Origin of the sequence: Arsukibacterium indicum (assembly GCF_019100565.1) — a bacterium.
Classification (GTDB): Bacteria; Pseudomonadota; Gammaproteobacteria; order Enterobacterales; family Alteromonadaceae; genus Alishewanella; species Alishewanella indicum.
In genome coordinates this window covers 316,571-342,779 of record NZ_JAHRID010000003.1, presented here as the reverse complement: position 1 = coordinate 342,779, position 26,209 = coordinate 316,571, and the positions used below count along the sequence as shown (strand labels likewise).

The 26,209-nt window shown below is 49.9% G+C and carries 18 protein-coding genes; 13 read left to right on the top strand and 5 right to left on the bottom strand.

Annotation, left to right across the window (positions count from 1 at the left end; genetic code table 11):
- Positions 1 to 78: 78 nt before the first annotated feature.
- Positions 79 to 1,593: a S10 family peptidase gene (locus KQY15_RS08770; RefSeq protein WP_217668810.1), complete on the bottom strand. Its 1,515-nt coding sequence runs from the start codon at positions 1,591 to 1,593 to the stop codon at positions 79 to 81.
- Between the two features lie 223 nt (positions 1,594 to 1,816).
- Here KQY15_RS08770 and bfr (KQY15_RS08765) point away from each other — a divergent pair, with 223 nt between their 5' ends.
- From bfr (KQY15_RS08765) to KQY15_RS08735, 7 genes are all read left to right on the top strand, one after another.
- Positions 1,817 to 2,290 (top strand): bacterioferritin, encoded by a 474-nt coding sequence (gene bfr / locus KQY15_RS08765; RefSeq protein ID WP_217668809.1) that lies wholly within the window; start codon positions 1,817 to 1,819, stop codon positions 2,288 to 2,290.
- A 2-nt stretch (positions 2,291 to 2,292) separates the two neighbouring features.
- A complete protein-coding gene (gene bfr / locus KQY15_RS08760; protein WP_217668808.1) occupies positions 2,293 to 2,760 on the top strand; it encodes a bacterioferritin in 468 nt (155 codons plus the stop codon).
- Between the two features lie 148 nt (positions 2,761 to 2,908).
- The gene (locus tag KQY15_RS08755; protein ID WP_217668807.1) at positions 2,909 to 5,053 is read left to right on the top strand and encodes a S9 family peptidase; all 2,145 of its coding nucleotides are present in this window, start codon (positions 2,909 to 2,911) and stop codon (positions 5,051 to 5,053) included.
- Positions 5,054 to 5,243: 190 nt separating this feature from the next.
- The gene (locus KQY15_RS08750) at positions 5,244 to 6,134 is read left to right on the top strand and encodes a ZIP family metal transporter (RefSeq protein WP_217668806.1); all 891 of its coding nucleotides are present in this window, start codon (positions 5,244 to 5,246) and stop codon (positions 6,132 to 6,134) included.
- A gap of 159 nt (positions 6,135 to 6,293) precedes the next feature.
- Entirely contained in the window at positions 6,294 to 9,170 is a 2,877-nt protein-coding gene (locus KQY15_RS08745) for an insulinase family protein (RefSeq protein WP_217668805.1), read from the top strand.
- Between the two features lie 346 nt (positions 9,171 to 9,516).
- Positions 9,517 to 10,584, top strand: a complete 1,068-nt coding sequence (locus KQY15_RS08740; protein ID WP_217668804.1) for a hypothetical protein — start codon at positions 9,517 to 9,519, stop codon at positions 10,582 to 10,584.
- A 17-nt stretch (positions 10,585 to 10,601) separates the two neighbouring features.
- A complete protein-coding gene (locus KQY15_RS08735) occupies positions 10,602 to 11,678 on the top strand; it encodes a hypothetical protein (RefSeq protein WP_217668803.1) in 1,077 nt (358 codons plus the stop codon).
- Positions 11,679 to 11,744: 66 nt separating this feature from the next.
- Here KQY15_RS08735 and KQY15_RS08730 read toward each other — a convergent pair whose 3' ends face one another.
- Positions 11,745 to 12,374, bottom strand: coding sequence for an outer membrane beta-barrel protein (locus KQY15_RS08730; protein ID WP_217668802.1), 630 nt, complete (start codon positions 12,372 to 12,374; stop codon positions 11,745 to 11,747).
- A gap of 260 nt (positions 12,375 to 12,634) precedes the next feature.
- Here KQY15_RS08730 and KQY15_RS08725 point away from each other — a divergent pair, with 260 nt between their 5' ends.
- Together KQY15_RS08725 and KQY15_RS08720 are read left to right on the top strand one after the other, a co-directional pair.
- Complete coding sequence (locus tag KQY15_RS08725; protein WP_217668801.1) at positions 12,635 to 14,743, top strand: TonB-dependent siderophore receptor; 2,109 nt, start codon at positions 12,635 to 12,637, stop codon at positions 14,741 to 14,743.
- Positions 14,744 to 14,798: 55 nt separating this feature from the next.
- Complete coding sequence (locus tag KQY15_RS08720; RefSeq protein ID WP_217668800.1) at positions 14,799 to 16,109, top strand: PepSY-associated TM helix domain-containing protein; 1,311 nt, start codon at positions 14,799 to 14,801, stop codon at positions 16,107 to 16,109.
- Positions 16,110 to 16,208: 99 nt separating this feature from the next.
- On the opposite strand, the gene KQY15_RS08715 is transcribed toward KQY15_RS08720, so the two are convergent.
- Positions 16,209 to 16,574 (bottom strand): MerC domain-containing protein, encoded by a 366-nt coding sequence (locus KQY15_RS08715; protein WP_217668799.1) that lies wholly within the window; start codon positions 16,572 to 16,574, stop codon positions 16,209 to 16,211.
- Between the two features lie 188 nt (positions 16,575 to 16,762).
- Here KQY15_RS08715 and KQY15_RS08710 point away from each other — a divergent pair, with 188 nt between their 5' ends.
- Both KQY15_RS08710 and KQY15_RS08705 read left to right on the top strand, forming a co-directional pair.
- Positions 16,763 to 19,195 carry a TonB-dependent receptor gene (locus KQY15_RS08710; RefSeq protein ID WP_217668798.1) on the top strand — a complete coding sequence of 811 codons (2,433 nt, stop codon included), beginning with the start codon at positions 16,763 to 16,765 and terminating at the stop codon, positions 19,193 to 19,195.
- A 107-nt stretch (positions 19,196 to 19,302) separates the two neighbouring features.
- Positions 19,303 to 20,697: a 5-methyltetrahydrofolate--homocysteine methyltransferase gene (locus KQY15_RS08705; protein WP_217668797.1), complete on the top strand. Its 1,395-nt coding sequence runs from the start codon at positions 19,303 to 19,305 to the stop codon at positions 20,695 to 20,697.
- A gap of 72 nt (positions 20,698 to 20,769) precedes the next feature.
- Here KQY15_RS08705 and katG read toward each other — a convergent pair whose 3' ends face one another.
- Positions 20,770 to 22,995: a catalase/peroxidase HPI gene (katG, locus tag KQY15_RS08700; protein ID WP_217668796.1), complete on the bottom strand. Its 2,226-nt coding sequence runs from the start codon at positions 22,993 to 22,995 to the stop codon at positions 20,770 to 20,772.
- 221 nt (positions 22,996 to 23,216) lie between these two features.
- Between katG and KQY15_RS08695 the strand changes: the two genes are divergently transcribed.
- Together KQY15_RS08695 and map are read left to right on the top strand one after the other, a co-directional pair.
- Complete coding sequence (locus tag KQY15_RS08695) at positions 23,217 to 23,468, top strand: ParD-like family protein (RefSeq protein WP_254795557.1); 252 nt, start codon at positions 23,217 to 23,219, stop codon at positions 23,466 to 23,468.
- The gene (gene map / locus KQY15_RS08690; protein WP_217668795.1) at positions 23,449 to 24,228 is read left to right on the top strand and encodes a type I methionyl aminopeptidase; all 780 of its coding nucleotides are present in this window, start codon (positions 23,449 to 23,451) and stop codon (positions 24,226 to 24,228) included. The genes KQY15_RS08695 and map overlap by 20 nt, the downstream gene beginning before the upstream one ends.
- A gap of 13 nt (positions 24,229 to 24,241) precedes the next feature.
- Here the strand turns inward: map and KQY15_RS08685 are convergent, their stop codons facing one another.
- The gene (locus tag KQY15_RS08685) at positions 24,242 to 26,209 is read right to left on the bottom strand and encodes an alkaline phosphatase D family protein (protein WP_217668794.1); all 1,968 of its coding nucleotides are present in this window, start codon (positions 26,207 to 26,209) and stop codon (positions 24,242 to 24,244) included.

Here is a 26,209-nt window from a genome sequence, read left to right as displayed (position 1 = left end):
CCTTTTCCTTACCTGTGCAGGGGTTGAACTTATAGCATGGGCTCCTTTGTGCTGCTTCTCAAGGCCGGTTGGCTAATGTTAGTACTTTGCTGCCTGACCTTCAGCCGGTAATGCGTTTAAAATGAACTCACGCAAATCGTCGTTCGATTTTTTCAGATCTTCGGCCCGCAAATACATCATATGGCCGCTGCGATAGCCTTTAAAACTCATCCGGTCTTTCATTTTGCCACTGGGATCCAGCTGCCACATATTGTATTTGGCATCAAAATAGTTGGTAGCACCATCATAGTAGCCTGACTGAGTCAGTACCTGCAGGTACGGGTTCTGGGCCATGGCCTGGCGCAGATTTTCGCCGGTATTGTCATTACTTCTGTCCCACGGGTGCACCGGCCCGAACATATTATATTTAATGTCGGTTTTGTAATTCAGCTCGGTTCGCAAGTAATGGTTAATGGCCGGCGTAAAAGAATGTAACCAGGAGGTCAGCTCGGCCCAGTAGTCCGGCCGCTCGCCAACATCGTTTTTATCAATACCCAGATAGCGTGAATCCAGCCGGCCAACAGTCTGGCCCCGGTCACGTAGCAATTCTTTCCAGTAATAGCTGGTGCTGATATCCAGGTTGCTGCGCAATACATTTTGCACGCTGATCCCGGAGTAGCGGCTAACCTGTTCAGCAATCTGCTGCTTTTCTTCGCTGCTAATCATATTGCCTTTAGCCAGTGCCGGCAGGTATTGGTTAATGGTGAACGCTTCAACTTCTGGCAAAATGTCGTACAGATCTTTTTGCTGTAAATCAGCAGCAAGCTTGTTGTGATACCAGGCCGTTGCAGCGAAATAAGGCAGGCGGTTGGCAGCTTTAACCGGACCATCGCGACTGATACCAATATCGGTTGGTGAAACCAGTACTACGCCGTTTAAGTACATCCACTGCTGGTTTTGCAGCGCCAGTGCTAACCCCGATACACGGGTAGTGCCGTAGCTTTCACCAATTAAAAACTTAGGTGAGCTCCAGCGCTCGTAGCGGCTGACAAAACTGTTAATCCATTCTGCCAGATAGGTGACATCGGCATTGGTACCAAAAAACATTTTTTGTTGCTGGTCTTTAGAAGGCATTTTGCCATCTTTGTCTGGCAATACCCGTGAGTAGCCGGTATTCACCGGATTCACAAATACAATATCGGCGACATCTAATACCGAATGCGGATTGGCTTTTACGCCATATGGCTGTACCGGGTAACCTTCATCATCCACATTGAGAGTTTTCGGGCCGGTGTAGGCAACATGCATCCACACCGATGCAGAGCCGGGACCACCATTAAAGGAAATCAACAGCGGCCGCTTAGCGGTATCTTTAATATCGGTACGCTGATAATAGGTATAAAACAGCGTAGCAGTTGGGTGGCCCTCACTGTCCCATACTGGCTGGGTGCCGGTATGCGCTTTATAGTTAACTCTTTTGCCATTAATTTCAGTGCGATGTTCGGTAACCACCACTGAGTCGGCTTCAATTTGAATTTGCTCAGTGGCATTCAGGTGCCAGCTGAACGATAGCAGGGCGACGATAAAACCGCTGATTTTGATTAAACGCAGCATAAACAGCTCTCTTAGTTAAAATTACAGGGTTACTGTAGCGTCAAAACCGCGCGCTGCGAAGTCGCAATGCGACTGACAACGGTTTTACAGGATAATCAGGCTGTTAAATGGATGAAAATGCGAATGCTTATTAATAGTATAACTATGATTTATAAAGTAATTTTGCCAAAACTTAGGTTTTAGCCTAAGCTGTTAGCAAGTTATAGCTAACCGGAGCGGAACAATGCAAGGCAACCCCAAAGTACTTAGTAAATTAAATGAAGTACTTACCTTTGAGCTGACGTCAATAAACCAGTATTTCCTGCATGCCCGCATTTACAAGAACTGGGGCCTGAAGGCGTTAAACGACGTTTGTTATAAAAAATCGATCAAAGATATGAAGCAGGCAGATGAGCTGATAGAGCGAATTTTAATGCTGGAAGGCTTACCTAATTTGCAGGCGCTGGGCAAATTACGGATTGGCGAAGATACCGAAGAAATGCTGCAATGCGATATGGATTTTCAGCACGAGCAATTACCACTGCTGCGCGAAGTGATTGCACTATGTGAAACTGAGCAGGACTATGTCAGCCGCGATATCGTAACTGAATTGCTGGAATACGAGGAAGAGCACCTCGACTGGCTGGAAACCCAGCAGCATCAGATTAGCGTAATGGGGCTGGCTAATTATCTGCAAGCTCAGGTAGGAGGCGAGTAATTATGAAAGGTAATCAACAGGTAATAGCCGCGCTGAATACATTACTTGCCAACGAGCTGGCAGCAATGGACCAGTATTTTATCCATTCGCGGATGTACCATGACTGGGGCTTGCATAAACTGTATGAACGGATAGACCACGAGTTCGACGATGAAAAAGGCCATGCATCCAAACTGATTGAACGGATTATCTTTTTAGAAGGCACGCCTGATTTAAAAAACCGGGATGCAATTCATGTTGGTAAAGACGTACCGGCGATGTTGCAAAACGATTTAAACGTTGAATACGCCGTGGCCAAACTGCTGAAGAAAACCATGGCATTGTGTGAACAAGAGCAGGACTATGTTAGCCGCGAAATGCTACAGCAACTGCTTGACGATACCGAAAATGATCATGCGCACTGGCTGGAGCAGCAGCTACGGCTGATTAAAATGCTGGGCCTGGAAAACTACCTGCAATCGCAGATGTAATCGCTTTGCGCTGATTATCCGTTAGCAGCCGGCAGCAATGCCGGCTGTTTTATTACACTCGCTTACACTTTTTTCCGGCCAACTTTAGCCGGCCAGTACCGTCTTATGTTAAGTTCCTGCAAATTGTTTTCAACTCTACATATAAACTATGCAAAAGAACTTAACCTTATCTCAAACACTGCTGGCTATACTGCTGGCGACCAGTTGCCTGAATATCTCAGCGGTAATTGCCAATGAAACCCCGACACCGCCGGTAGCGGTAAAGCAACCTTATACTGTCAGCTCGCCACATGGTGACCGCCAGGACCCCTACTACTGGCTGCGCGATGATAGCCGCACCTCGCCGACCGTGCTGGACTATCTGCACCGCGAAAATGATTATTTTGCCGCTTATGCCAGCAAATATCAGCCGCTAACAGACAAGCTGACCGATGAAATTATTGGCCGGATTAAGCAAGATGACAGCTCGGTGCCTTACAGCGAGGGTGATTACAGCTATTACAGCCGGTACGAAAGTGGCAAGGAATATCCCATTTATGCCCGTAAATCGCTGAAAGACGGTAGCGAACAGGTAATGCTGGATGTTAATAAACTGGCTGAGGGTAAAGATTACTACCGGGTAGCCAACTGGCTGGTAAGCCCGGATCAGAACCTGCTTGCCTATCTGGAGGATAGCAGCGGCCGGCGTCAGTATACCCTTAAAATCCGCGATTTACGCACAGGTAAAGATTTAGCTGACCAGTTAACCGGCCTGTCAGGCAGCCTGGCCTGGGCGGCAGACAACCAAACGTTGTATGTGATTCAGAACGACCCGGTAACCTTGTTAAGCACTACTGTGCTTCAGCATAAACTGGGAAATAAAGCGGCGGCTGCCAAACCTGTATATCAGGAACCTGACAACAGTTTTTATTTAAGCCTGGCGAACAGCCGGGATAACAGTTATGTGGTTATTACTTCTGAGAGCACTGTCTCGACTGAAATCCGGGTTCAGCCCAGTAATCAGCCACAAACTGCTTTTAAAGTACTGGCACCAAGACAGCGTGATTTTCAGTACGACGCTGAGCATCATCAGGGCCGCTGGATCATTAAAACCGACTGGCAGGCGCCAAACTTCCGGTTGATGACTGTGGATAGCAACAAAATAGGTGACCGTGCAAAGTGGCAGCCTTTACTGGCACACGATGAACAGGTTTTTATTCAGGATTTCATCGCCTTCGATAACTATCTGGCTATCAGCGAGCGCAGCGATGGTTTGCGCCGGATAAAAGTGATGCCGTGGCAGTCACCCGATAAAGCATATTATCTGGCCTCAGACGAAGCGGCTTATGTTACCCGTTTTGAAAAAAATCCAGAGCAGAACACCGACTGGTTACGGTACAGCTATACCTCGCTGACGACGCCGGAAACAATCTATACCCTGAATATGAAAACCGGTGACAAGCAGTTACTAAAACAAACTGAAGTGCTTGGTGATTTTGATTCAGCAAATTATGTTACCGAGCGGGTATGGGCAACAGCTGAAGATGGCGTAAAAATACCGGTTTCGCTGTTATATCGTAAAGGCTTGCCGCTGGATGGCACGGCGCCACTTTACCAGTATGCTTATGGCTCTTACGGCAGCTCGTCCGATCCGTCATTCCGCTCCACCGTGTTCTCGCTGGTTGACCGTGGCTTCGTATACGCCATTGCCCATATCCGGGGTGGTCAGGAAATGGGCCGGCACTGGTATGAAGATGGCAAATTACTTAATAAGGTAAATACGTTTACCGACTATATTGCTGTTACCGACTATTTAGTGGCCAAAAACTATGTCGCTAAAGATAAAGTATTTGGTATGGGTGGCAGCGCCGGTGGTTTACTGATGGGCGCCGTGGCTAACATGGCGCCTGATAAGTACCGGGCCTTGGTAGCACATGTGCCTTTTGTTGATGTGGTCACCACCATGCTGGATGAAAGCATTCCGCTAACTACCAACGAGTTTGACGAATGGGGTAACCCGAAAGAAAAAGCGTATTATGACTATATGCTGGCTTATTCACCTTATGATCAGGTAAGCAAGCAGGCGTATCCGGCGTTGTATGTTACTACCGGCTTATACGACTCGCAGGTACAGTATTTTGAGCCGGCAAAGTGGGTGGCGAAGTTACGCACTCATAAAACCGATCAGAACCCGCTGCTGTTTAAAACCAATATGGAAGCTGGCCATGGTGGTAAATCCGGCCGGTTCTCCCGGCTGGCAGAATATGCCCAGGAATATGCGTTTATCCTGAACCTGATTGGCATTAATCAATAACTGATTGTAGTAAGATACCAGAGCCGGGCGATGCCCGGCTTTTTTATTGCTGCTGGCAAATGCTTTACTTGACAGCAAATGATAATTATTATCATTTATTGTTGTCGGTCATTAAATCTCGCTTAGCCGGTGTAACACTGGATTCAGGTAAAGCGCCTATACTGACTAAATTGACTATGCGGGAGCAAGCATGAAGCAATCTTTAATACAGCCACCCTGGCTTAGCAGCCGCAAAGTGCTGGGGACGCTGATTATCATACTGGGCACCAGTTATGCGGTGCAGCAGCTGGTTTTACTGATGCAACAGCAACAAAATGTCCGTTATGCTTTCTATGCCGGAATGGTTGCCGCCGGGGCTACTGCTGCTGGTGCACTACCGGCTTTGTTCTTAAAGCGCTTATCTCACAAGCTGCATGATGTGATGCTTGGCTTTGGTGCTGGCGTGATGCTGGCCGCCTGTATGTTTTCGTTAATAGTACCAGCGTTGGCGATACTTGAAGTTAGCGGGGCTTCTGTCTGGCACAGTTCAGGCAGTGTTGCGCTGGCGATTTTACTTGGCGCCGCCGCTATGCTGCTGGTTGAGCGGTTAGTGCCACACCAGCATTTTATCAAGGAAGAAGACCGCTCACGTGGTTTAAAGTTACGCCGCAGCTGGTTATTTGTATTCGCTATAATTTTGCACAATCTGCCTGAAGGGTTGGCAATTGGTGCTTCTTTTGCCAGTGGCGATACTGCCGCGGCCACTGCGCTGGCAACCGGTATTTCTATTCAGGACATACCGGAAGGGCTGGTGGTTGCCATGGCGCTGCTGGCGGCCGGTTACAGCCGCACGCTGGCGGTGGCAATGGCGATCGTCTCGGGCTTAACCGAACCTGTAATGGCAGTAGTGGGTGCCGCAGTGCTGGGTGATTCAAGCTTGTTACTGCCATGGGGGCTGGCACTGGCGGCAGGGGCCATGTTATTTGTTATCAGCCATGAAATGATCCCGGAGTCGCACCGGCAGGGACATGAGCTACCCGCTACCACCGGCCTGATGCTGGGATTTGTGCTGATGATGCTACTGGATACTGCACTGGGTTAAGCCACAGGGTTGGGCTGACAAACCAAAACGACACATTTTATTACAATCTGCCGGCATGCCGGGCCGGCCGTTTGCTTGCCTATTGATATTGTTTTTTATTACATTGGATATTACAAAAATTCACAATTACTCCAACAGAATAAAAATACAGGTGCCTTAATGAAAAAGTTATTTGTCATCAGTGCTGTAGCACTGGCAGTGCTGACGGGTTGTGCTGCAGAGCGCAGTACAGTAACGGCTGAACAACGGGTTCAGCAACAGGTACCCGGTCAGGTATTTGTCAGCCCGAATGATGAGCGTCAATACAAAACCCTGGTGTTGCCCAACAAACTGGAAGTCATCCTGGTGTCGGATCCGACTACTGAAAAGTCTGCGGCATCGCTTAGTGTTGGTGTTGGCTTGCTGCAAGACCCGATGAGCCAGCAGGGTATGGCACACTATTTAGAACACTTATTGTTTATGGGAACAGAACGCTACCCCGATCCGGCATCTTACAACGGCTTTATGGCGCAAAATGGTGGTGCTGCCAATGCTTATACCTGGCTGGATATTACTAACTATATGTTCCAGATAAATAATCCGTCGTACGATGAAGCGCTGGATCGTTTTTCTGATTTCTTTAAAGCGCCCCTGCTGCTGCCGGAATACACCGAAAAAGAACGTAATGCCGTGAACGCCGAGTGGTCAATGCGCCGGGAAATGGATTTTTTTGGCCAGTTTAAACTGGCCCGCAGCATGTTTGGTGAACACCCGGCCAACCGGTTTTTAATAGGTAACCTGGAAACGCTAAGTGATAAAGAAAACAGTAATTTGCATGCAGAAACCGTAAAGTTTTATCAGCAATATTATTCTGCCAACACCATGAAACTGGCGTTGTTAAGTAATTTACCACTGGCTGAAATGGAGCTGTTAGCCCGCAAGCACTTTGCGGGTATTGAAAACAAAGAAATTGCCAGGCCAGCGGTAGATGCCGAGTTAAACTATCAGGATTTTGGCGCAAAACGCGTTCACTATGTGCCTAACGAAGACGTTAAGCAATTACGGCTCGATTTCACCATCACTAATAACAGTGATGAGTTTGCGGTAAAACCTAATGAGTTTATTACCTACTTGCTGGGTTCTGAAATGCCAGGCTCGCCAGCCCAGCAGCTGAAAGCGCTGGGTTTAATTTCATCACTATCGGCCAGTGCTGATCCAGGTGCTTATGGCAATTACGGTAACCTGACAATCGATATCAGTTTAACCGATGCAGGTATGGCACAGCGGGAGGCCATTATTGCCACCGTTATGCAGTATCTGGATTTGATTAAACGGCAGGGAGTGGACAGCAAGTATTTCAGTGAAATTCAAACCAGCCTGGCTAACCGCTTTCGTTTCCTGGAAAAAACCGATGGTTTTGGTTACGTCTCTAACCTGGCCCACGCCATGCAGTTTGTGCCGGCCGAGCATGCGGTAAACGCACCTTACTATTATCAGAAGTTTGATGCTGACGCTATTAACAGAGTGCTGCAACAGCTGAAGCCTGAAAGCCTGCGGGTGTGGTATATCAGCCAGCAGGAACCCCATGACAGCGAATTACACTTTTATGATGGCCGTTACAAAATTACCGACATCAGTGAGCAGGAAATTGCCAGCTGGCAGCAAAGCCCGGTTGCAACCAACTTACCGGCAGTTAACCGGTTATTGCCGGAGAATTTTGAATTGCGCGCGCCAATGCAGGTGGAAAAACCAGAGCTGGTGGTTGAAGATAAAGGCATTAAAGCCTGGTTATACCCCAGTCAGGAATTTGCCAGCCAGCCCCGTGGCCGTCTGAATATATACCTGAACAGTCCGGCAGCCATTGAGGATATTAAAGCCAAAGTGATGTTTGCGCTGTGGCAGGATTTATACAATCTGGAGCAAAGTGTGCTGGCAACAGAAGCCTCGGTAGCCGGAATGGATTTATCACTGAATGACAGCAATGGCCTGGTGCTAAGCCTGGGCGGCTTTACCGACAAACAGCCAGAACTGCTGCAGCAGGCGCTGGCAGGCTTGACGCCGGAAGTGACAGCCGAGCGCTTCAGTCAGGCGGTTGACCGTTATGTGCGCGGTATCCGTAATTTAGAACGACGCTTCCCGTTTCAGCAGGCGTTTATGGCATTTAACAGCATGTACCGCGGTGGCAACTACAATAACGAACAGTTGATTAGCAGTGCAGAGCAATTAACGGCAGCCGATCTGCAGCAGTTTATGCAGCAAATACTGGCTAAGCATCAGGTTCGGATTTTTGCCTTTGGTAATTATAACCAGGCCGATGTTAAACAGTTGGTTAACACCGTTGCAGCCACTTTACCGGCAGAGCGGACCACAGTGCCTTATACCCGTAGTCCTGTATGGCAACCCGCACCTGGCCAGGTTATAAGCCTGCAGCAGGATTTAGTGGTGGCCGATGTTGCACTGGTTGATATGCATATTCATCCGGACCCGTCAGTTAAACAACTGGCGCGGGGCCGGCTGCTGCAAAGCCATTTTTCCAATAAAGCCTTTGATACATTGCGTACCGAAGAGCAGTTAGCCTATGCGGTAGGCGGCGCCGCGGTCAGCGTTGAAGACTACACCGGTTTTGGTTTGTATATTCAAACTCCGGTGAAATCGGTGGTTGATATGCAACAGCGGTTTGATGAATTTAAGCAGCAATACTGGCTGAGCCTGCAACAGCTGGATGAAGCCGGCTTCGAGCAGTTGAAGCAAAGCTTGCTGGTCAGTTTAAAAGAACCACCAAAAAACCTGCAGGAAGAAATGGCGCCGCTGATCAGCGATTGGTATCAGGAAAAGTTCAACTTTGACAGCAAGCAAAAGCTGATTGCTGAAGTAGAACAGCTAACCCTGGAAGACATAAAAGCCTTTTACCAGCAAACTCTGTTAAATAAAGATGCTGCCCGTATTTCAGTGCAAATGCGTGGCACCGGTTTTAGTCAGCAGCCTTTTGCCACTATCGAAGGCCAGCAGGTGATTACCGATCTGGCTGATTTTCACCGGCAGATGAAAACGCAGTAAGTAAAGGTTTGCCAGCAAAACGCAGCTTCGGCTGCGTTTTTTATTAATGACACAAAAAATAGTTTGAGTAATCACTTTAAACGCCCGTTAGCTTTCACTAATCCTACGCTACCGATTAAGCGCCTGTTAATGCTGTGCCACTGAGCTGCCAATTTTCCGGGCCGTAGTTTATTAAAACAACCAGCCAGCTAACTAGCCTGTACCGTCCCTGTTGTTCCTAAAACCACCTCTTGCGCTCAGCGGCAGCTGTTCTATTTTTGTTCACTGAGTCTGGACAGCATTACCAGTCAGGCGAAAGCACTAAACGCTTTCGTTAATAAAAATAAGATAAAGACGAGGACATGTAATGAAAAAATTAAGCGGGCTGCTCAGTGCAGCTTTACTGGGCGGTTTAGCCGTCAGCTTTAATCTTGCTGCCGCTGTTAGCGGCTATCCGGTAGTGCTGGTGCATGGTTTACAACCTGATCAGCTGGCCAGTCGGCCCAATGCCAGCGAAGTGGCAAACGACGGTGCCGCGTATTGGCAGGCCTACTGGCGCGACCGTGCCGATGTGCGCATTGACTGGCCAGCGCACGAACGGGTTGCCGGTAAAATAGCCAGTGATTATATCTGGCCCAAGCTGCAGCAAATGTCCCGCAATGGTACCTGTGCCAACGGCTGTATTTTTGTAACCCACTCTACCGGTGATTTAGTTACCCGTTATTTGCTTGATAACCAGGCTTTGTGGCTGCAAAATGCCGGGATGCAACCACTGAATATTGTGGCAACTTTTGATTTTGCCGGTGCCGGTGGTGGTTCAGAGTTGGCGGATTTAGCGGTTAATGTCGCCAGTGGTTCAGGCCTGATCGATTTTACCCTGCGGCTGGCACTGGCGGCCTGGCTTGGCGAAATACCTAATGCCAGTACCGTAGGGGTACTGAATGACTTGCGGGTAAACAGTGCCCGTCAGCTGGCGTCGTTCCCGGATAGCCGGGTACCCAGGTTACGCTTTGTTGGTGCCGGCTCAGATTATCTGGGTGCTACCGGCGCATTTTTACCGGGAGAGGATGATGGTGTGGTTGCCAGCCACTCAGCCTGTGGCGCGTCAACTGCTGCCAGTTTTAACAGCTGTTCGCGCAGTATCGCCTTTGACGGTAAGCTGGCAAGTCAGAGCAGCGGTGTACGCAACTTTATGCCTTACCACTATCCGCTATTGATGAGTGAAGGCTACAGTCACGGTGGCTTAATCGAAAACCGGGTACAGGACGAAGTAACCGCTGCCAACAGCAGTGCTACCTATACCAATAACGACCGCTTGCAGTTTAATACCTATGATGAAAGCCGCGGCTGGTGGATATTCAGCTCACGTTACCGGGTAGTGCGTAACTCAAATAATACCAGCATGTCAGCGCTGGTGTATCAGGCCGCAAACTAACAGCTATGGTTTAAGCATTGAAAAAAGTCATCATTGTAGTATTGGGCCTGGCAGCGTTGCTGTCAGGCCTGTGGTTTTTCTGGCCAGAACCAGTGGTAAAAATGGTGCCGGCTGCCGCTCCTGCAGAAATTGCTGAACCGACTCAGCCAGCCGCAACGGCTGACAGCGTGCCAGAAAGTGCTCCCACCATTACGGTTACCGAAAGGGTGCCGGAACCAATAGCGGAAAGCTTTAAGTTGATGGCCAGTGCTTATGCCAGTGAGCTTGAATACCCTGGCTATTCGCGACCACTGAACCCGGATGACAGTCATTTATTAAATCCCAACAACTATGTGCCGCAACAAGTGCCGCTTGAGGGCGGTGCCAGTGCCGCTATCGTATTGCCAAGGTATCGTTTCAGCTATCCACAACCAATACCGGTAACGCTGCAGGTTAGTGGTTTGACGGTACACAGCGTTAGTGTGCAGCTGCATAGTGAGCAAAACAGTAAATTGTTAGCAGCTGAAGCAATGCAAAACAGTGCTGGTCAGGGCGATAGCCAGAGCGCTGAACAATACTGGCAGGTTGAACTAAGTCCGGAAGACGACTGGGACGGCCCGCTGGAAGTCAGTGTTACATTTACTGCTGATGGCCGCGAGCAGACCCTGAAAACCGGCTTTTTATACAGCCATCCGGTTGCAACGATTACCGGCGTCGGTTCTACCCGTGGGGTGGGCAGCGACATGCTTATTCCGGTAAAGCTCAATGTGGAGCAAGCTGGCTACTACCGGTTGCGGGCGAATTTATTTACTGAGAAGCGCCAACCATTGGCTATTCTAACCGGCACTGAAAAGCTGGCAGAAGGTGATGCTGAACTCACCTTACGGGCTTATAAAGCGGTGCTGCGCCAACAGGAGGGCCCTTATATTCTCAGTAGCTTTGTACTGGAGCGCCGGCCTGCGATACCCGGTGAACTGACCCGCTATGGCGACAGTGAGCAAAGCGAGTACTCGCTGGAGTTTTTCTCACTCAGTCAGCTAACCGACGAGCCCTGGCAAGCCAGTGCCGAAGAGCGCCAGCGGCTGCAGTTCTTACAGCAGATGGCAGAGCAGTAATACTGAAATGCAAATAGTTCATGCTGCAGAACTGTACTGTAACGCTATATTTAACAGGAACTTGTATCAAAATCGGATACCAAAAGCGACGCGAAACACGTTGTATTCTGAACCTGCGAGTTGGTACTCAGCAGATAACGAAAGATCATGTTCGAGACGATAGCGGAGGCCGGCACCGTACACTAAACCGTTTTCACTGTAGCCCTTAAGTCGCGGACCCGCGCTCTTTCGGGTTGTCCCGAAACCGATACTGCCGAATAAATCTACTTTATCGGACAGTGGTAGTTCAGGAACAAAGGCAATTGCACTGTGCTCGACATCGCCGCGTTCGTCTAGCGAAATAGACAAGCAATACTCACCTGTTCTGCAACCATTGGTACTGCTTAAGTCGTTTGCCCGCTCGTATAAGCCGCGCACACTGAGGTTTGGGTGCAATGAATAAGAAACTGAGCCACCAAAAACGGTACCATTATCGTCGGTTACGTGATGCCACAGATCATTACCTTCTGCTTCCGTAAAACGATCCAAGCTCGCTCTGCCGGTGTGAACAGATACTTCCCAGCCACGTTCGAATCCCTGTGCCTTGGTATTTGCCGGAAATATCACAGTGATTAGATTTAATCCAACAACTGCAAATGTGTAAAGCGAGCATTTTGTTTTAGTTATCAATGCGAAATCTCCCTGCTGCTGCGGCATTATTAAATCTTTAATCAGTTCGCAGTCTGTTTCTTTTGATTAAGAAAATCCAGAAAAATGTAAGGGTTTTTAGAATACGAATCCCATTCCCGGAGCGATGAGCCTTTTCAGGCCAGTGGCGAAGAGCGGCAACGGCTGCAGTTCTTACAGCAGATGGCAGAGCAGTAAGTAGATCGTAATCACAGGAACCGGCCGGCCTGCAATTGACATTGAGAATCACTCTCATTATCATTCCGTCAGTTTTAATTGAGGGAAGCGTAATGAACGGGTTTAAATTATCAGCAATAAGCGTTGCATTACTGTCGTTGAGCGCAGTCGCAGTGGAACAAACAACTTCAGAACAACCGCCAGCAGAAGCAGCGAAAACAGCAGACTATGTCGAAACAATAGAGGTTATCGGCCGCTTTACCGGCAAAACCTTTTCTGAATATAGTTATTCTGCTACTAAAGTGGCCTCTGATGTGCTTGATATACCGCAGTCGATCAGCGCTGTTACCAAAGAGGTAATCAAAGATCAGGCGATGATGCGCTTAAACGATGTCGCACCTTTTATCAGCGGTGTGAACGAGTTTTCGGTCTATAACGATATTACTATCCGCGGTTTTCGTAACTCTGATGATCGCCGTGTCAATGGCATGCGCACCTACAATGACTTCTGGTCGCAGTCGGTTATTGCCCATGTAGAACGGGTAGAAGTGATTAAGGGCCCTGCCTCGGCCATCTTTGGCGACGCCAGCCCGGGCGGTACCGTTAATATGGTGACAAAAAAGCCACTGGCAGAGCGGCGCAACGAAGTAAGTGCCCGCTTAGGTAGCTATCAGGACCGCTATATTGCTGTTGATACCACAGGGCCAGCCAATAGCGATGAATCGCTGCTGTACCGGTTTAACCTGGGTTATGAAGACTCAGATTCGTTCCGTAATCAGATATTTAATGAAAGCTTACTCGCCTCGCCCAGCATTACCTGGCTGGCCAGCGACAATACCAAAGTAAACCTGGAGCTGGTATACGCTGATACTAAAGGCATTTTAGACCGTGGCCAGCCAAATGTGCGCAATGCATCATCGCTGGGTCAGGTGCCGGTAAAAGTGTCAGTAACACAACCCGGCGATAAGATGGATACTGAGTCGCTGACCAGCAGTATTGCGATTGATCACAAGCTAAGTGATGGCTGGTCTGCCGTGCTGAACTACATGCATCAGGATTATGAGCAAAAGCTGGTTGAGCATCGTATTCGCAATTATGTCGATGGCTCAGACTCCATCATTAACCTGCTGTATGTTGACCGCGATGAAAGTGCGGATGTGTCGAATGTGTCGGCCTATATCAGCGGCATGTTCAACCTGTTTAGCATTAACCACAATCTGGTGGCGGGTATTGATTATGTTGACCGCTCTTATCACTTGGCGCAATTAAGAGCCAATAATGTTGATACTTTTGACATTTTAGCGCCGGAATACCGCGTGCGTGATCCACAAACTTATGGCGCCACCGCAGACGCACCCTGGGGCGGTGATTTTAAAAGCACCGGTTGGTATATTCAGGATCAGATGGATCTTGGCAACTGGTCATTACTGCTAAGCGTGCGTTCTGAAAACTACGATATTATTGATACTGATGGCTTTGGCGCGAAAGACAGCGCAATACTGCCGCGGGCTGGTGCGATTTACAGGCTGTCGGCCAACTCCAGCTTGTATGCCACCTGGGTAACCGGTTTTGAGCCACAGGATTTGTTTTCCAACAACCCACAAAGCGGCGGCCCGTTTGAGCCACAAGACAGCGAGTTGTTTGAAATTGGCTTTAAAACCAAGCAGTTTGATGATGCAGTGCTGCTGACAGTATCTGCCTATGAAATCACCAAAAACAACATCATTTTGTATGATGATGAGGCCACGCAGGCGGCCAATGATGGTTTTGATAAATACCGCCAGCGCGGTGAAGAGCAGGCACGTGGTGTCGAGTTTGAGCTGAACGGCAAGCTGACTGATCAGCTGAATATTATTGCCAACTATGCCTTTAACCGTGCCAGGATTACCGAAGATACTGATTTAAGCCAGGTAGGCAAAGCCAAAGAGGGCGCACCTAAGCACAGCGCCACCTTGTGGGCTAAGTACCAGTTTAATGATAACTGGGCTGCCGGTGCCGGGGTTAGCTATGTCGGTGAGCGCCGTACCTTTGAGCAGGCGTTAACCCTGCCGTCTTATCACCTGCTAAATGCTGCGTTGTACTACAAGGCGACTAACTGGGATGCCGCTTTACAGTTGCGTAATATCACTGATGAAGTGCATTGGACTGGTGGCTATAACTTTGGCCGTATTTTCCCGGGCGATCCGCGCTCTGCCAGTGTCACCTTCAGTTACCGCTTCTAAGCAGAAGCCCCGCCTCACTGCAGGCGGGGCAACTGCACTAACCTGAGACGTCGTTATGAATGCAAAGCAGTGGTTTAACTGGCACAGTCTGACCGGGGTCTGGACGGGTTTATTGCTGTTCATCATTTGCTGGAGTGGCACCTTTGCCACTTTATCCAACGAGCTGGACTGGTTAACTAACTCCAATATCCGGGCGCAGAGCACACAGCCGGCGCAGATATCGCTGGCTGACGCCTATGACATTGTGGCTACAGCGCGGCCAACAGACAAGGTATCCTTTGCCAATGCCCCCCTGGCGCCGGGCTTTAATTACGATGTGGTGATTGAAACGGCGGACGGGCAGTGGCGCCATGTGTATGTTGACCCGGTGAGTGGCGTCATCGCCGGAGACAGCAGCTACTTTACTATCCAGCGGTTTTTCCGCGATTATCACCGGGTACTGTTTGGACCTTTTAACCGGACTTTTGCCGCTTATATGGTGTTTTTGCTGGCGTTGCCGCTGCTTATTTCAATCGTGTCAGCGCTGTATCTGTACCGGCACTGGTGGCGTAAGTTTTTTACCTTAAGCTGGGGCAGGCAGCGCCGCGCGAATGTCGCCAGTTTGCATAAACTCGTTGGTCTCTGGGGGCTCTGGTTCAGTTTGCTGATAGCCCTGACCAGTGTCTGGTATTTATATGAGGCGCTGCGATCTGACGTCATTGATGGCAAGGTGGCCTATATGGGCGCTGGCAGCTATGCGGTTAAGCAATTACCGGCGCTCAGTAACAACCAGGGTGACAGTTTACCTCTGTCGCAGTTGCTGGATAAGGTGCAGCAACTGCGGCCTGAACTGCAGATACGTTCTGTCTGGTTTGACAATGGTTATCTGCAGGTAAATGGCCAGGCTGGGCATGTACTGGTGCGCGACCGTGCCAACAAAGTGTATGTTAACCCGGTAAACAGTGACATCGTGTATAACCAGAATGCCAGCGACTTGTCGTTGTACTGGCGGCTGTCTGATACCGCTGATCCGCTGCATTTTGGTGATTTTGCCGGATTAATCAGTAAAGTGATTTGGTTTGTCTTTGGCTTATTGCTATCGTTCATGGCACTAAGTGGTAGCTATATGTACTTAAAACGACAACTGGCCAAACGGCAGCAGCTGGTATACGGTAAAACTCTGGTAATACTGGTTAGCGGCACAGTGTTGATGCTGGCAGGCAGTATCTGGGCCGGCTACCAAGCCATGTTATCCTACGGTGTCAATAGCCAGCTACCGAATATGCCGCTGGCGACCAGTAGTTTCCTGCTGGGCTGGACCTTGCTAACCCTGCTGATTGTTGTTTACTGGTGCTACCGTTTGCTGGGGCTATACCGGCAGCAATAAAGTATATACTGTCCGGACAACAACATGGCTACACAGGATCCAGCGTCATCAGAGCATAGCTGATGGCTAGGCAGATGAAAGTCAGTAAGGGTTACGCAGTCATGCCAGTTGCCGCCGCGGCTTTTGTAACAGTTTACGGTTATATAAATGACCACTGATTAGTAGCAGGCCGCCTGCTACTGATAACGGCAGCTCTGCATCATGGCCTGCAAAAATCGATACGATTAGCAGTAAAAAGCCACTTAGCCCCAGTACAAACGGTGTTTTATTGCGATGAACACACCAGCCGCCAGGCAGACTCCATACCAGTAAGCCACTTATTGGCAATAGCATCAGATAGTGAAACCACTCTGAACTGAATACACCCAGCAATAAGCCGGAACTGCCCACAGCCAACAGTACCGGCACGGCTAAACAATGCACCACACAGAGCCCGGAGAGCATTGCCGCAATAAGATCTTTCATTGTAACTCCCTGAAAACTTAAAACCCGTTGCCAAAGCTGAATTGAAATTGTCAGCAAAAAAACAATGTTATAGTATAACAAAACAATTAAAAATGTTATAACATAGCAATTATTCGATAAGAATCACTCAGACAACCGAAAGTGTTGCCAGCTATTGGAATAAAAACCGGTACTTTATGGGGAATAAAATGTTTAGAAAAACCATTATAGCCAGTGTGGTTGCAGCCAGCTTATTTGCCAGTCAGGCTATGGCTGAGTCTATTTCCGGTGTTATTACAGACGAAAACGGCAAACCGGTGGCCAAAGCCGAAGTGACCGTTGTCGGCGAAAATCAGCGGGTTGTAACTGATGCTGAAGGGCGCTTTACTGTATCCAGCTTACGACCCGGCGAAGCCGAACTGCATGTTGAGGCTCGCCGTTTTGGGCATCGGAATTTTCACTTTTCTGTGCCTGAGCAGGGGTTAACTAACGTAAATCTAACCTTGCTTAGCAGTACCATAGAAGTTATTGACGTTACCGCCAGCCCGTTTCACGCCTCGGCTACTGAGTCGTCTTTGCCGGTGAGTGTACTGGCCGGTGATGCCTTGAAAATGAACCAGGCGTCAACCCTGGGTGATACCCTGAAAAATGAAGTTGGGGTGCACTCTAACTTTTACGGCAATGTGGCCAGCAGCCCGATAATTCGTGGTCTGGATGGCCCGCGGGTATTAATTACCCAGAATGGACTGGATGCCGGAGATGCCTCCCGGATTGGTCCGGATCACAGCGTAGCAAGCGAGACCAGCACCGCTACCCAGATTGAAGTACTGCGCGGCCCCGCAACTTTATTTTACGGTAGTGGCGCTATTGGTGGCGTGGTTAACGTCGTGGATGAGCGCATTCCAACCAACAATACTACTCGTGCCGAGTGGATGCTGCAGGGCGACTCTGTTAACGATGAGAAGCTGGCATCAGGTTCAATGGTAACCGGTGTTGATAATCTTGGTTTATATGTCGATGGTTTCTGGCGTGATAACGACAGTTACGACATTCCCGGCTTTGCTGAAGCGCAGCCAGATGAAGACGCAGTGAAAGGTCGGGTCGACAATACCGCCGCCACGGCGAAAGGTTTCACTCTGGGCGGCAGCTTGCTGCTGGACAATGGTTTTATTGGTGTGTCGTATGGCCGGCTTGACCGTGAGTACGGTATTCCGGGCCATTCGCATGGTGGCCATGAAGAAGATCATGATGAACATGAAGGTCATGATCATGAAGAACACGGTGCTGAAGAAGACGTGTATGCCGATTTAACTCAAAACAGGTTGCAGTTGTTAAGTGAGTTAAATTCAGCGACCGGCTTTATCCGCTCAGTTAACACCAAGCTGGCCTTCACCGATTATCAGCATAGCGAAATTGAGCATGGTGAAATTGGTACCACCTTTAAAAACCGCAGCCACGAAGCGCGGCTTGAAATTCTGCACCGTACTTTTCTGGAGTGGCGCGGTGGTTTCAGCCTGCATTACAAATTCAGCGATTTTGAAGCACTGGGCGCAGAGGCGTTTACCCCACCATCAGAAACTGAAATGCTGGCGATTGGCTGGGTCGAAGAGCGCCATATCGACAACTGGCTGCTGCAACTGGGCGCCCGTCTGGAGCGGGTAACTCTGAACGCGTCAAATGTCATACTGCCAGAGTTAGCTGCGCATAGCCACGACGACCACGCGGATGAACACGACCATGATCACGAACATGGCCATGGTGTTGAATATATCCGGGTATTTGAGGTAGAGCAGCGCTTTACACCTTACAGCTTGTCGGCTGGCACCGTCTGGGATTTTACTGAAGGTTATAATCTTGGCTTGTCAGTATCACATTCACAGCGCGCTCCTTCTGCAGCTGAGCTTCTTTCTTTTGGCCCGCATATTAGTACTGCCTCTTATGAGATCGGTGCCTTGTTTATGCAGGGTGAAGACGGTTTTGAACTTAACACTCAGCCTGTTGAGCTTGAGAAATCTAACAACCTGGATATTACCCTGCGTAAGTTCAGCGGCAATACCGGCTTTGTGTTAAATGCTTTTTATAACCGGGTAGATAACTACTATTACCAGCAAAATACTGGTCTTTTTGCAGAAGATGGCCACGATCATGGCCATGATGACGGTCATGACCATGGCGATGAGCATGCAGGCGAAATGCCGGTTTACCTGTTCGCCGCGGCCGACGTTACCCTGCACGGTTTAGAGGCAGAATATGTCTGGCAGGTTAATGACCCCTTTAAACTGACTTTACAGGGTGATTATGTACGTGCCCGTTTGCAGGATGGTGGAGACTTACCGCGCACGCCGCCACTGCGGGTAGCAGCTGAATTGGCATACGAGCAGGATGCCGTCAGTGCCGATATCCGTGCAACCCGTTACTTCAAACAAGACAAGGTCGCTGAAATGGAGCAGGCCACTGCCGGCTATACCCTGCTTGATGCCAGTGTCAGCTATCGGTTTGATGTTGGGATGCAGGAGCTGACAGTTTACCTGAAAGGCCGGAACCTGACCGATGAAGAAGCACGGGTTCATACCTCATTTTTAAAAGATAAAGCCCCGCTACCAGGCCGTTCACTGGCACTGGGCTTACGCGGTCGGTTCTGATAACGAGTTGACTTTTTTGCGGCGGGGGCTTCCTGGCCCGCCGTATTTTTTCTTGTTTTGACTGAGTACTCTGGATTAGTACTTTGGATTAGTGTTTAGGAGTTGTTATGTTGCAAACCAAATTAACCCTGTTGGCTGCGCTGGTTGGGGTATCTTTGCTAAGTGGCTGTGGCGACAGTACCACTACCATTATTGAAAAAGACCCGATAGCAGTCGATGATGATCATGACCACGGCGATGATGGTGACCATGACCACGATCATGGCGACAGTGATATCAGCACCGCCGGCCGGCTGGTCATCTCGGCCAAAGATTCCAACCTGGTTTCAGTGTACGAGTTAACTGACGGCAGTTTGCTGGATACCTTCGCCGTAGCCGATATTCCATCAGCATTGGCAGCGTCGCCTGCCAGGCGCTACGCGTTAGCCGTACAACGCACTTCCGACCGGGTAGAATTTATTGACGGTGGTTTGTTTCAGGAAGACCATGTCGATCACCTGCATCCTTACCAGCAGGCACCGGAGCTGGCCAGCTTTGTATTAACTGATAGCCGGCCCACTCATATCACCAGGACTGACAGCCAAACGGCGATATTTTTTGATGGTGATGCAGCCAGCGGCGCACCAGCCGCAGTAGCAGTGACAACCGAAGCGGATATCACCACCGACAGCAATGGTTACCCTGTATTAAATTACACACTGAATATGCATGGCGCGGCTCAGGCCCGGGGTGAATATTTAGTCTCGACCGTACGCGACGCCGATAGTGCGACTACCCTGCCCGATAAGGTGGCGGTGTATCATGCACACGATGATCACTTTGATGAAGAATTAGTGTTCGACGAACTTTGCCCGGGTTTGCATGGCAGTGCGCAAAACGAGCATTTTATCAGCTTTGGTTGTACCGATGGGGTGCTGCTGATTGAACAGGACGGTACTACCTTTACCGCCAGCAAACTGGCTAATACTGCAGACTTTACCGGTTCAATGCGGATTGGCACCTTAGTTGGTGCTGAGGACGCTGAACATTTCGTTGGCTTTGCCGGTGCCAGTGCTTTTGCGATTCATGCCGAAGACGGCGAAATGGAGCTGATCGACTGGCAGGCAACAGAAGGTGCCAGCCTGACCGGTTACGGTTTTGCTGATCATGGCGAAAAGTTCGTGCTGTTAGATAACCAGGGTTTTTTAACTATTCTGAACTATCACGGTCATGAGCATGGCGACGAGCATCAAGGAACTGACGAAGCGGCGTTTGAGTTTGCTGCAAAAGTGCAACTAACGACAGCAGATGTCAGCACTATGCCACAGGGCAGCCGCTTTGAACTGGCTATTTCGGCCAGTGACGACAAAGTGTATGTGTTAAACCCGATTGACCGTAGTTTGCTGACAGTGGATGTGGCTGACGGTGAAGTGGTGGCAACCAAGCAGCTTAACTTTATGCCACATAAACTGGTATGGCTGGGTATTGCTGACGCAGCTGCAGAACACGATCACGACCACTAAATACGGTTGATAAATAAAAACCGCTGCAAGGTTGCCCCTGCAGCGGTTTTTTATTCAGCGTAACTTTTGCAATTAACGTAAATCGAACCGATCGGCGTTCATCACTTTTACCCAGGCGTTAACAAAGTCTGATAAAAACTTTGGTGTGGCATCCGCCTGCGCATACACTTCAGATAAGGCCCGCAGCTGCGAGTTAGAGCCAAATACCAGATCAACCCGGCTGGCTGTCCACTTCTGCTGACCAGTTTTGCGGTCAAAGCCGTTAAAGCTGTCTGACTTACTGTTAGCTGGCTCCCAGCGGGTTCTCATATCCAGCAAATTAACAAAGAAATCATTGGTCAGCTGGCCCGGCCTGTCGGTCAGAATACCCATTTTGCTGTTGTTGTAGTTGGCATTTAATGCCCGCATGCCGCCAATTAACACGGTCATCTCTGGTGCTGTCAGGTTTAACAACTGGGCTTTATCCAACAATAACTCCTCGGCAGTCACTTTAAATTCCTGCGACAGATAATTCCTGAAGCCATCTGCCACCGGCTCCAGTACATCAAAAGAGTCGGCATCGGTTTGCTCGTCACTGGCGTCGGTCCGGCCCGGGCTAAACGGCACCGTAATTTTATTGCCAGCAGCCTCTGCCGCCTTTTCAATGGCTGCCGCACCGCCCAGCACGATTAAATCGGCCAGTGATACTTTTTTATTACCGCTCTGGCTAGCGTTGAAATCCTGCTGAATGTTCCCGAGCGCCGTCAGCACCTTTTTCAGCTGCTCGGGCTGGTTAGCCTGCCAGTTATTCTGCGGTGCCAACCGGATGCGGGCGCCATTGGCTCCGCCGCGACAGTCTGAGTTGCGATAAGTCGACGCCGATGACCAGGCCGTGTATACCAATTCTTCATTTGATAAACCGGATGCCAGCAACTTGTCTTTTAACTGACGGATATCAGCATCATTTACCAGTTCATGATCTACTGCCGGTACCGGATCCTGCCAGATTAAATCTTCCTCAGGCACTTCCGGCCCCAGATAGCGGGATTTGGGCCCCATATCGCGGTGAGTTAATTTAAACCAGGCGCGGGCAAAGGCGTCAGCAAACTCCTCGGGGTTCTTGTGAAAATGCTCCGATATCTTGCGATAGGCCGGATCTTCTTTCATCGCCATATCCGCGGTGGTCATCATCAGTTTCGCTTTATCGCTGGCATCTTCGGCATCGGGTGCGTGGTCTTTGTCGGCCAGATTGACCGCTTCCCACTGATGGGCACCGGCCGGGCTTTTGGTCAGCTGCCACTCATAACCAAATAACACGTCAAAATAGCTGTTATCCCATTTGGTTGGGGTTGGGGTCCAGGCGCCTTCAATACCACTGGTAATGGTGTAGCGGCCCATACCTGTTTTAAACTTGCTCTTCCAGCCAAAACCCATATCTTCCAGCGCACCGCCTTCAGGCTCAACACCTACCAGCGCAGCATCGCCGGCGCCGTGGGCTTTACCAAAGGTGTGGCCACCGGCAGTCAGTGCTACCGTTTCATAATCGTTCATGGCCATCCGCTCAAAGGTGTCGCGAATGTCACGGCCTGAAGCAAGTGGATCCGGCTTGCCATCCGGCCCTTCCGGGTTAACGTAAATCAGGCCCATTTGCACCGCGGCCAGCGGATTGGCCAACTCACGATCGCCCGAGTAACGGCTGTCGGGTTTATCACTGGTTGCCAGCCATTCTTTTTCTGCACCCCAGTAAATATCTTCTTCCGGTTCCCAGATATCGACCCGGCCACCACCAAAACCAAAGGTTTTAAAGCCCATGGACTCCAGCGCCACATTGCCGGCCAGAATAAACAAATCGGCCCATGACAATTTATTGCCATATTTCTGCTTTACCGGCCATAACAGGCGGCGGGCTTTATCCAGGTTTCCATTATCGGGCCAGCTGTTGAGCGGTGCAAAGCGCTGGTTGCCGGTACTGGCGCCGCCACGGCCATCAGCGGTGCGATAGGTGCCTGCAGCATGCCAGGCCATCCGAATCATAAAGGGGCCATAATGACCATAATCGGCTGGCCACCAATCCTGAGAATCAGTCATTAAAGCAGTTAAATCTTGTTTTACTGCCGCTAAGTCGAGTTTTTTAAATTCAGCAGCATAGTCAAAATCTTCACCGAGCGGGTTCGACTTTTTATCGTTCTGGTGCAGAATTTTAATGTCCAGCTGGTTTGGCCACCAGTCTTTGTTGCGGGTACCCCCGCCGCTGCCAGAGCGGGTATTGCTGCCATGCATAACCGGGCATTTTCCACCGGCATTGTTATCGCTACTCATGTCTTGCTCCTTGTACTTTGGTAATAAGATGGGCGTATTGAAAGCCCCGGAACGTTACCACTGAATATAGACCTGATTTTCAAACAATTAAAGCCACTTTAACTGACAGTGTTAATCGAAATTATAGATTAAAACCGCGGGTTATGAGATAGAGTGCTTTACCGGATTATACGATTCATATATGATTCGTATATTGTATGCCGCCAGAACGGAGTACCACTTTGGGTATCGTTAAAATTGCCGATGAACTACATGAAGAGATCCGCAAAGCCAGTGGCGCGATGTCGCGCTCTATTAACGCTCAGGCCGAATTCTGGCTGAAAATGGGCATGCTGGCCGAGTTGTATCCCACCCACAACTATCAGCAACTGCTGCAAATGGTAATGCAGCAGGCGGATGTCAAAGCCGCAGGTGTCAAAGCTGCTGCTGTGCAAGAGCTGACAGGAGGCGCCGATGAGCGACGTTCAGCTTAAAACCCCGACAGAGCTGGCCCTACAACGCGAAGCCGGTCGCTTACTGGCGCAGGTATTTGCCATGCTGGATAAAAACATCGTAGCGGGTATGTCTACTTTGCAGATTAATGATTTGGCCGAGCGCTATATAATTGATGAATTGCAGGCCCGCCCCGCCAGCAAAGGCCAGTATGGTTTTGCTTACGTGCTGAATACCTCGGTAAACGATGTGGTGTGTCATGGCGTGCCTTCGGCAACCCAAGTGCTGAAAGATGGTGATATTGTTAATGTTGATATTACCCTGGAAAAACACGGCTTTATTGCTGATTCCAGTAAAATGTATGGTATTGGTGAGCTGAGTTACCTGGCGCGACAGTTAGTTGATGACTGCTACCAGGCGCTCTGGCTGGGTATTAAAGCGGTAAAACCCGGCGCCCGCTTAGGCGATATCGGCTTTGCCATAGAGCAATTTGCCAACAGTAAAGGCTATAGTGTGGTTCGGGAATACTGCGGCCACGGCATTGGCCGGGAAATGCATGAAGAGCCACAGGTGCTGCATTATGGCAAGGCTGGCACCGGCATGCAGTTAAAGCCCGGCATGGTATTTACCATCGAGCCGATGCTGAATCAGGGTAGCGCCAAAGTAAAAACCAAAAAAGATGGCTGGACCGTAGTGACGCGAGATAAAAAGCTGTCGGCGCAGTGGGAGCATACGGTAGCGGTAACCGAAACCGGCGTTGAAGTATTAACTCTGCGGGCAGAAGAGCAGGCACTGCTATAGTTTGTTCAGGCCTTCACTCCCAGCGTGCATCGTCTTCGCTGATGTTAAATGCAACAACCTGGCCTTTGCTTCCAAGCTGCATCACCCGCTTGGGCGAGCCATCGGTGTTAAGTTCAACCAGGCCAATACCGGCCATATTCAGCAAGCGCTCGCCGGCTTTGGCATTGTCAGGTTTATGCGGTACCACCCGCATGCTACGCCGTTTGGTCAGCCAGTTTAGTGGGGAGCGCGGTGAATAAAGCCAGCGGTTTAACCTGTCCAGCACATCCAGCAGCCGCCCCGGGAACTCATTTTTCAGGCCACTGCTGGTAATTTGCCAGATATCCGGCCCATGCTGATGACCGCGCAGGTTAACTTCGTACACAAAAGAGTAATGCACGTCGCCGGACAAAATAACAAAGTGCTTTGGCGTTTTCGGATGGCGGAACAAATTCATTAATGCATAGGCAGTACCACGGTGGGCCATCCAGTTTTCTGCATCCACCATTAACGGCTTGCCCAGTAAGGTAAATAGCCGTTGAATACCTTCAATCAGTTTTACGCCAAATACCGGTGCCGGTGACACCATTACCACCGCATCATGGCCGATTAAATTCTGCTGCAGTTCAGTTATCGCTTCCCAGTCGAGCAAACCTGACGGATTATCCAGCGCCACTTCTGAGCGCCAACGCCGGGTGCGGGTATCCAGTACCAGTAGCGGTGGTGATGTTGGCCATTGGTACTGCCACTGCTCAAACCGTAATAACTCAGTAATAAACTGCTGATGCTGTGCCGAGCCGCTGTCGGTAAAAGCTTGCTCTGCTTGTTGCAGTAGTTGGCCGTTCCCAAAACGTTCAGGCGTATTACCCCAGCCCTGGCACAGCAAATAGCCAATTAAAGCATTACCAATAATCCGGCGGGAAAAGTCATGGTTGTAGGCGGTTTGTTCCCATTCAGCGCTCAGGTTCCAATCGTCGGTAACGTCGTGATCATCAAAAATCATTGCACTGGGCAAATGAGCCAGCAGGCGGCGTACTTTGCCAAGACCGTTGGCAAAGTTGCTGATGATCACCTGCTGCTCATCATATTGCTGCCGCTCGTGTTCATTCAGATCTGCTGCCAGCTCGTCGCTCAGCTCTGTTGCCTCAGCCTGCCAGCCGGCAGGTGACCACACCAGCAAATACATCGCCATAACCTCGGCCAGGCTGATCAAATGATTACGGGCATGGTCTGAGGTAAAAACCGGCTTTTTAGCGCCTTTAAATACCTGGCTGAGCACAGCCTTGCCAGCCTCAGTTTTGGGCAACAAAGTGTCACGCCGAAAAAAGTGCGGCTTACTTTGGTGTAGCTCTGCAGCCTGGCTTACTGTTGCACAAGGCAGGCTTTCGTCACTGAACTCCAACCGGTTAATTAACTGATGTATTGCCCGTAGCATGGGCGCGGCAACATCATCAGCGTAAATCTGGTCGCCGCTTAGTAACAGTAGTGCCGGCCATTGCTCTGCAGAAGCCTGTTGCAGATGTAAGTCTGCTGCCAACAGGCCATCTTCGGCATTAAAGTGCGGTTTACGGCATGAGCCATGCAGCAGACTTTGTAATTTTGGCTGAATAACAAAACCGGGGTTATCGCGCCCGGGGTATACCAGGTCGGGCGCCCAATGCTGCCAGCCAAGCCACACAGGAGATTTGCTTAGCTGATCTGCCAGCTGTAAATCGTAAGCTATCCAGCAACTGGCAGGTAACGACTGTGCCAGCGGAATATGAATCAGCTGTAAGAACAGCTTGCCGGCGCAACGGATGGTCTGGCAATGCTGTTGCATTTGCGCCGGGTCAAAATGGCGGACGGTCCCGCCATCCGGATTCAGGTTCAGTTGCAACTGGACCGGGTTACTGGTAGCCAGCCACAGGGTAATACTATCTGGCGTTACCGCGCGCAAAATAGGCCCGGCTAATACCAGTGGCAGGCTGTCAGCACCAGATGGACGGGATGTTTGCTGAGGCAT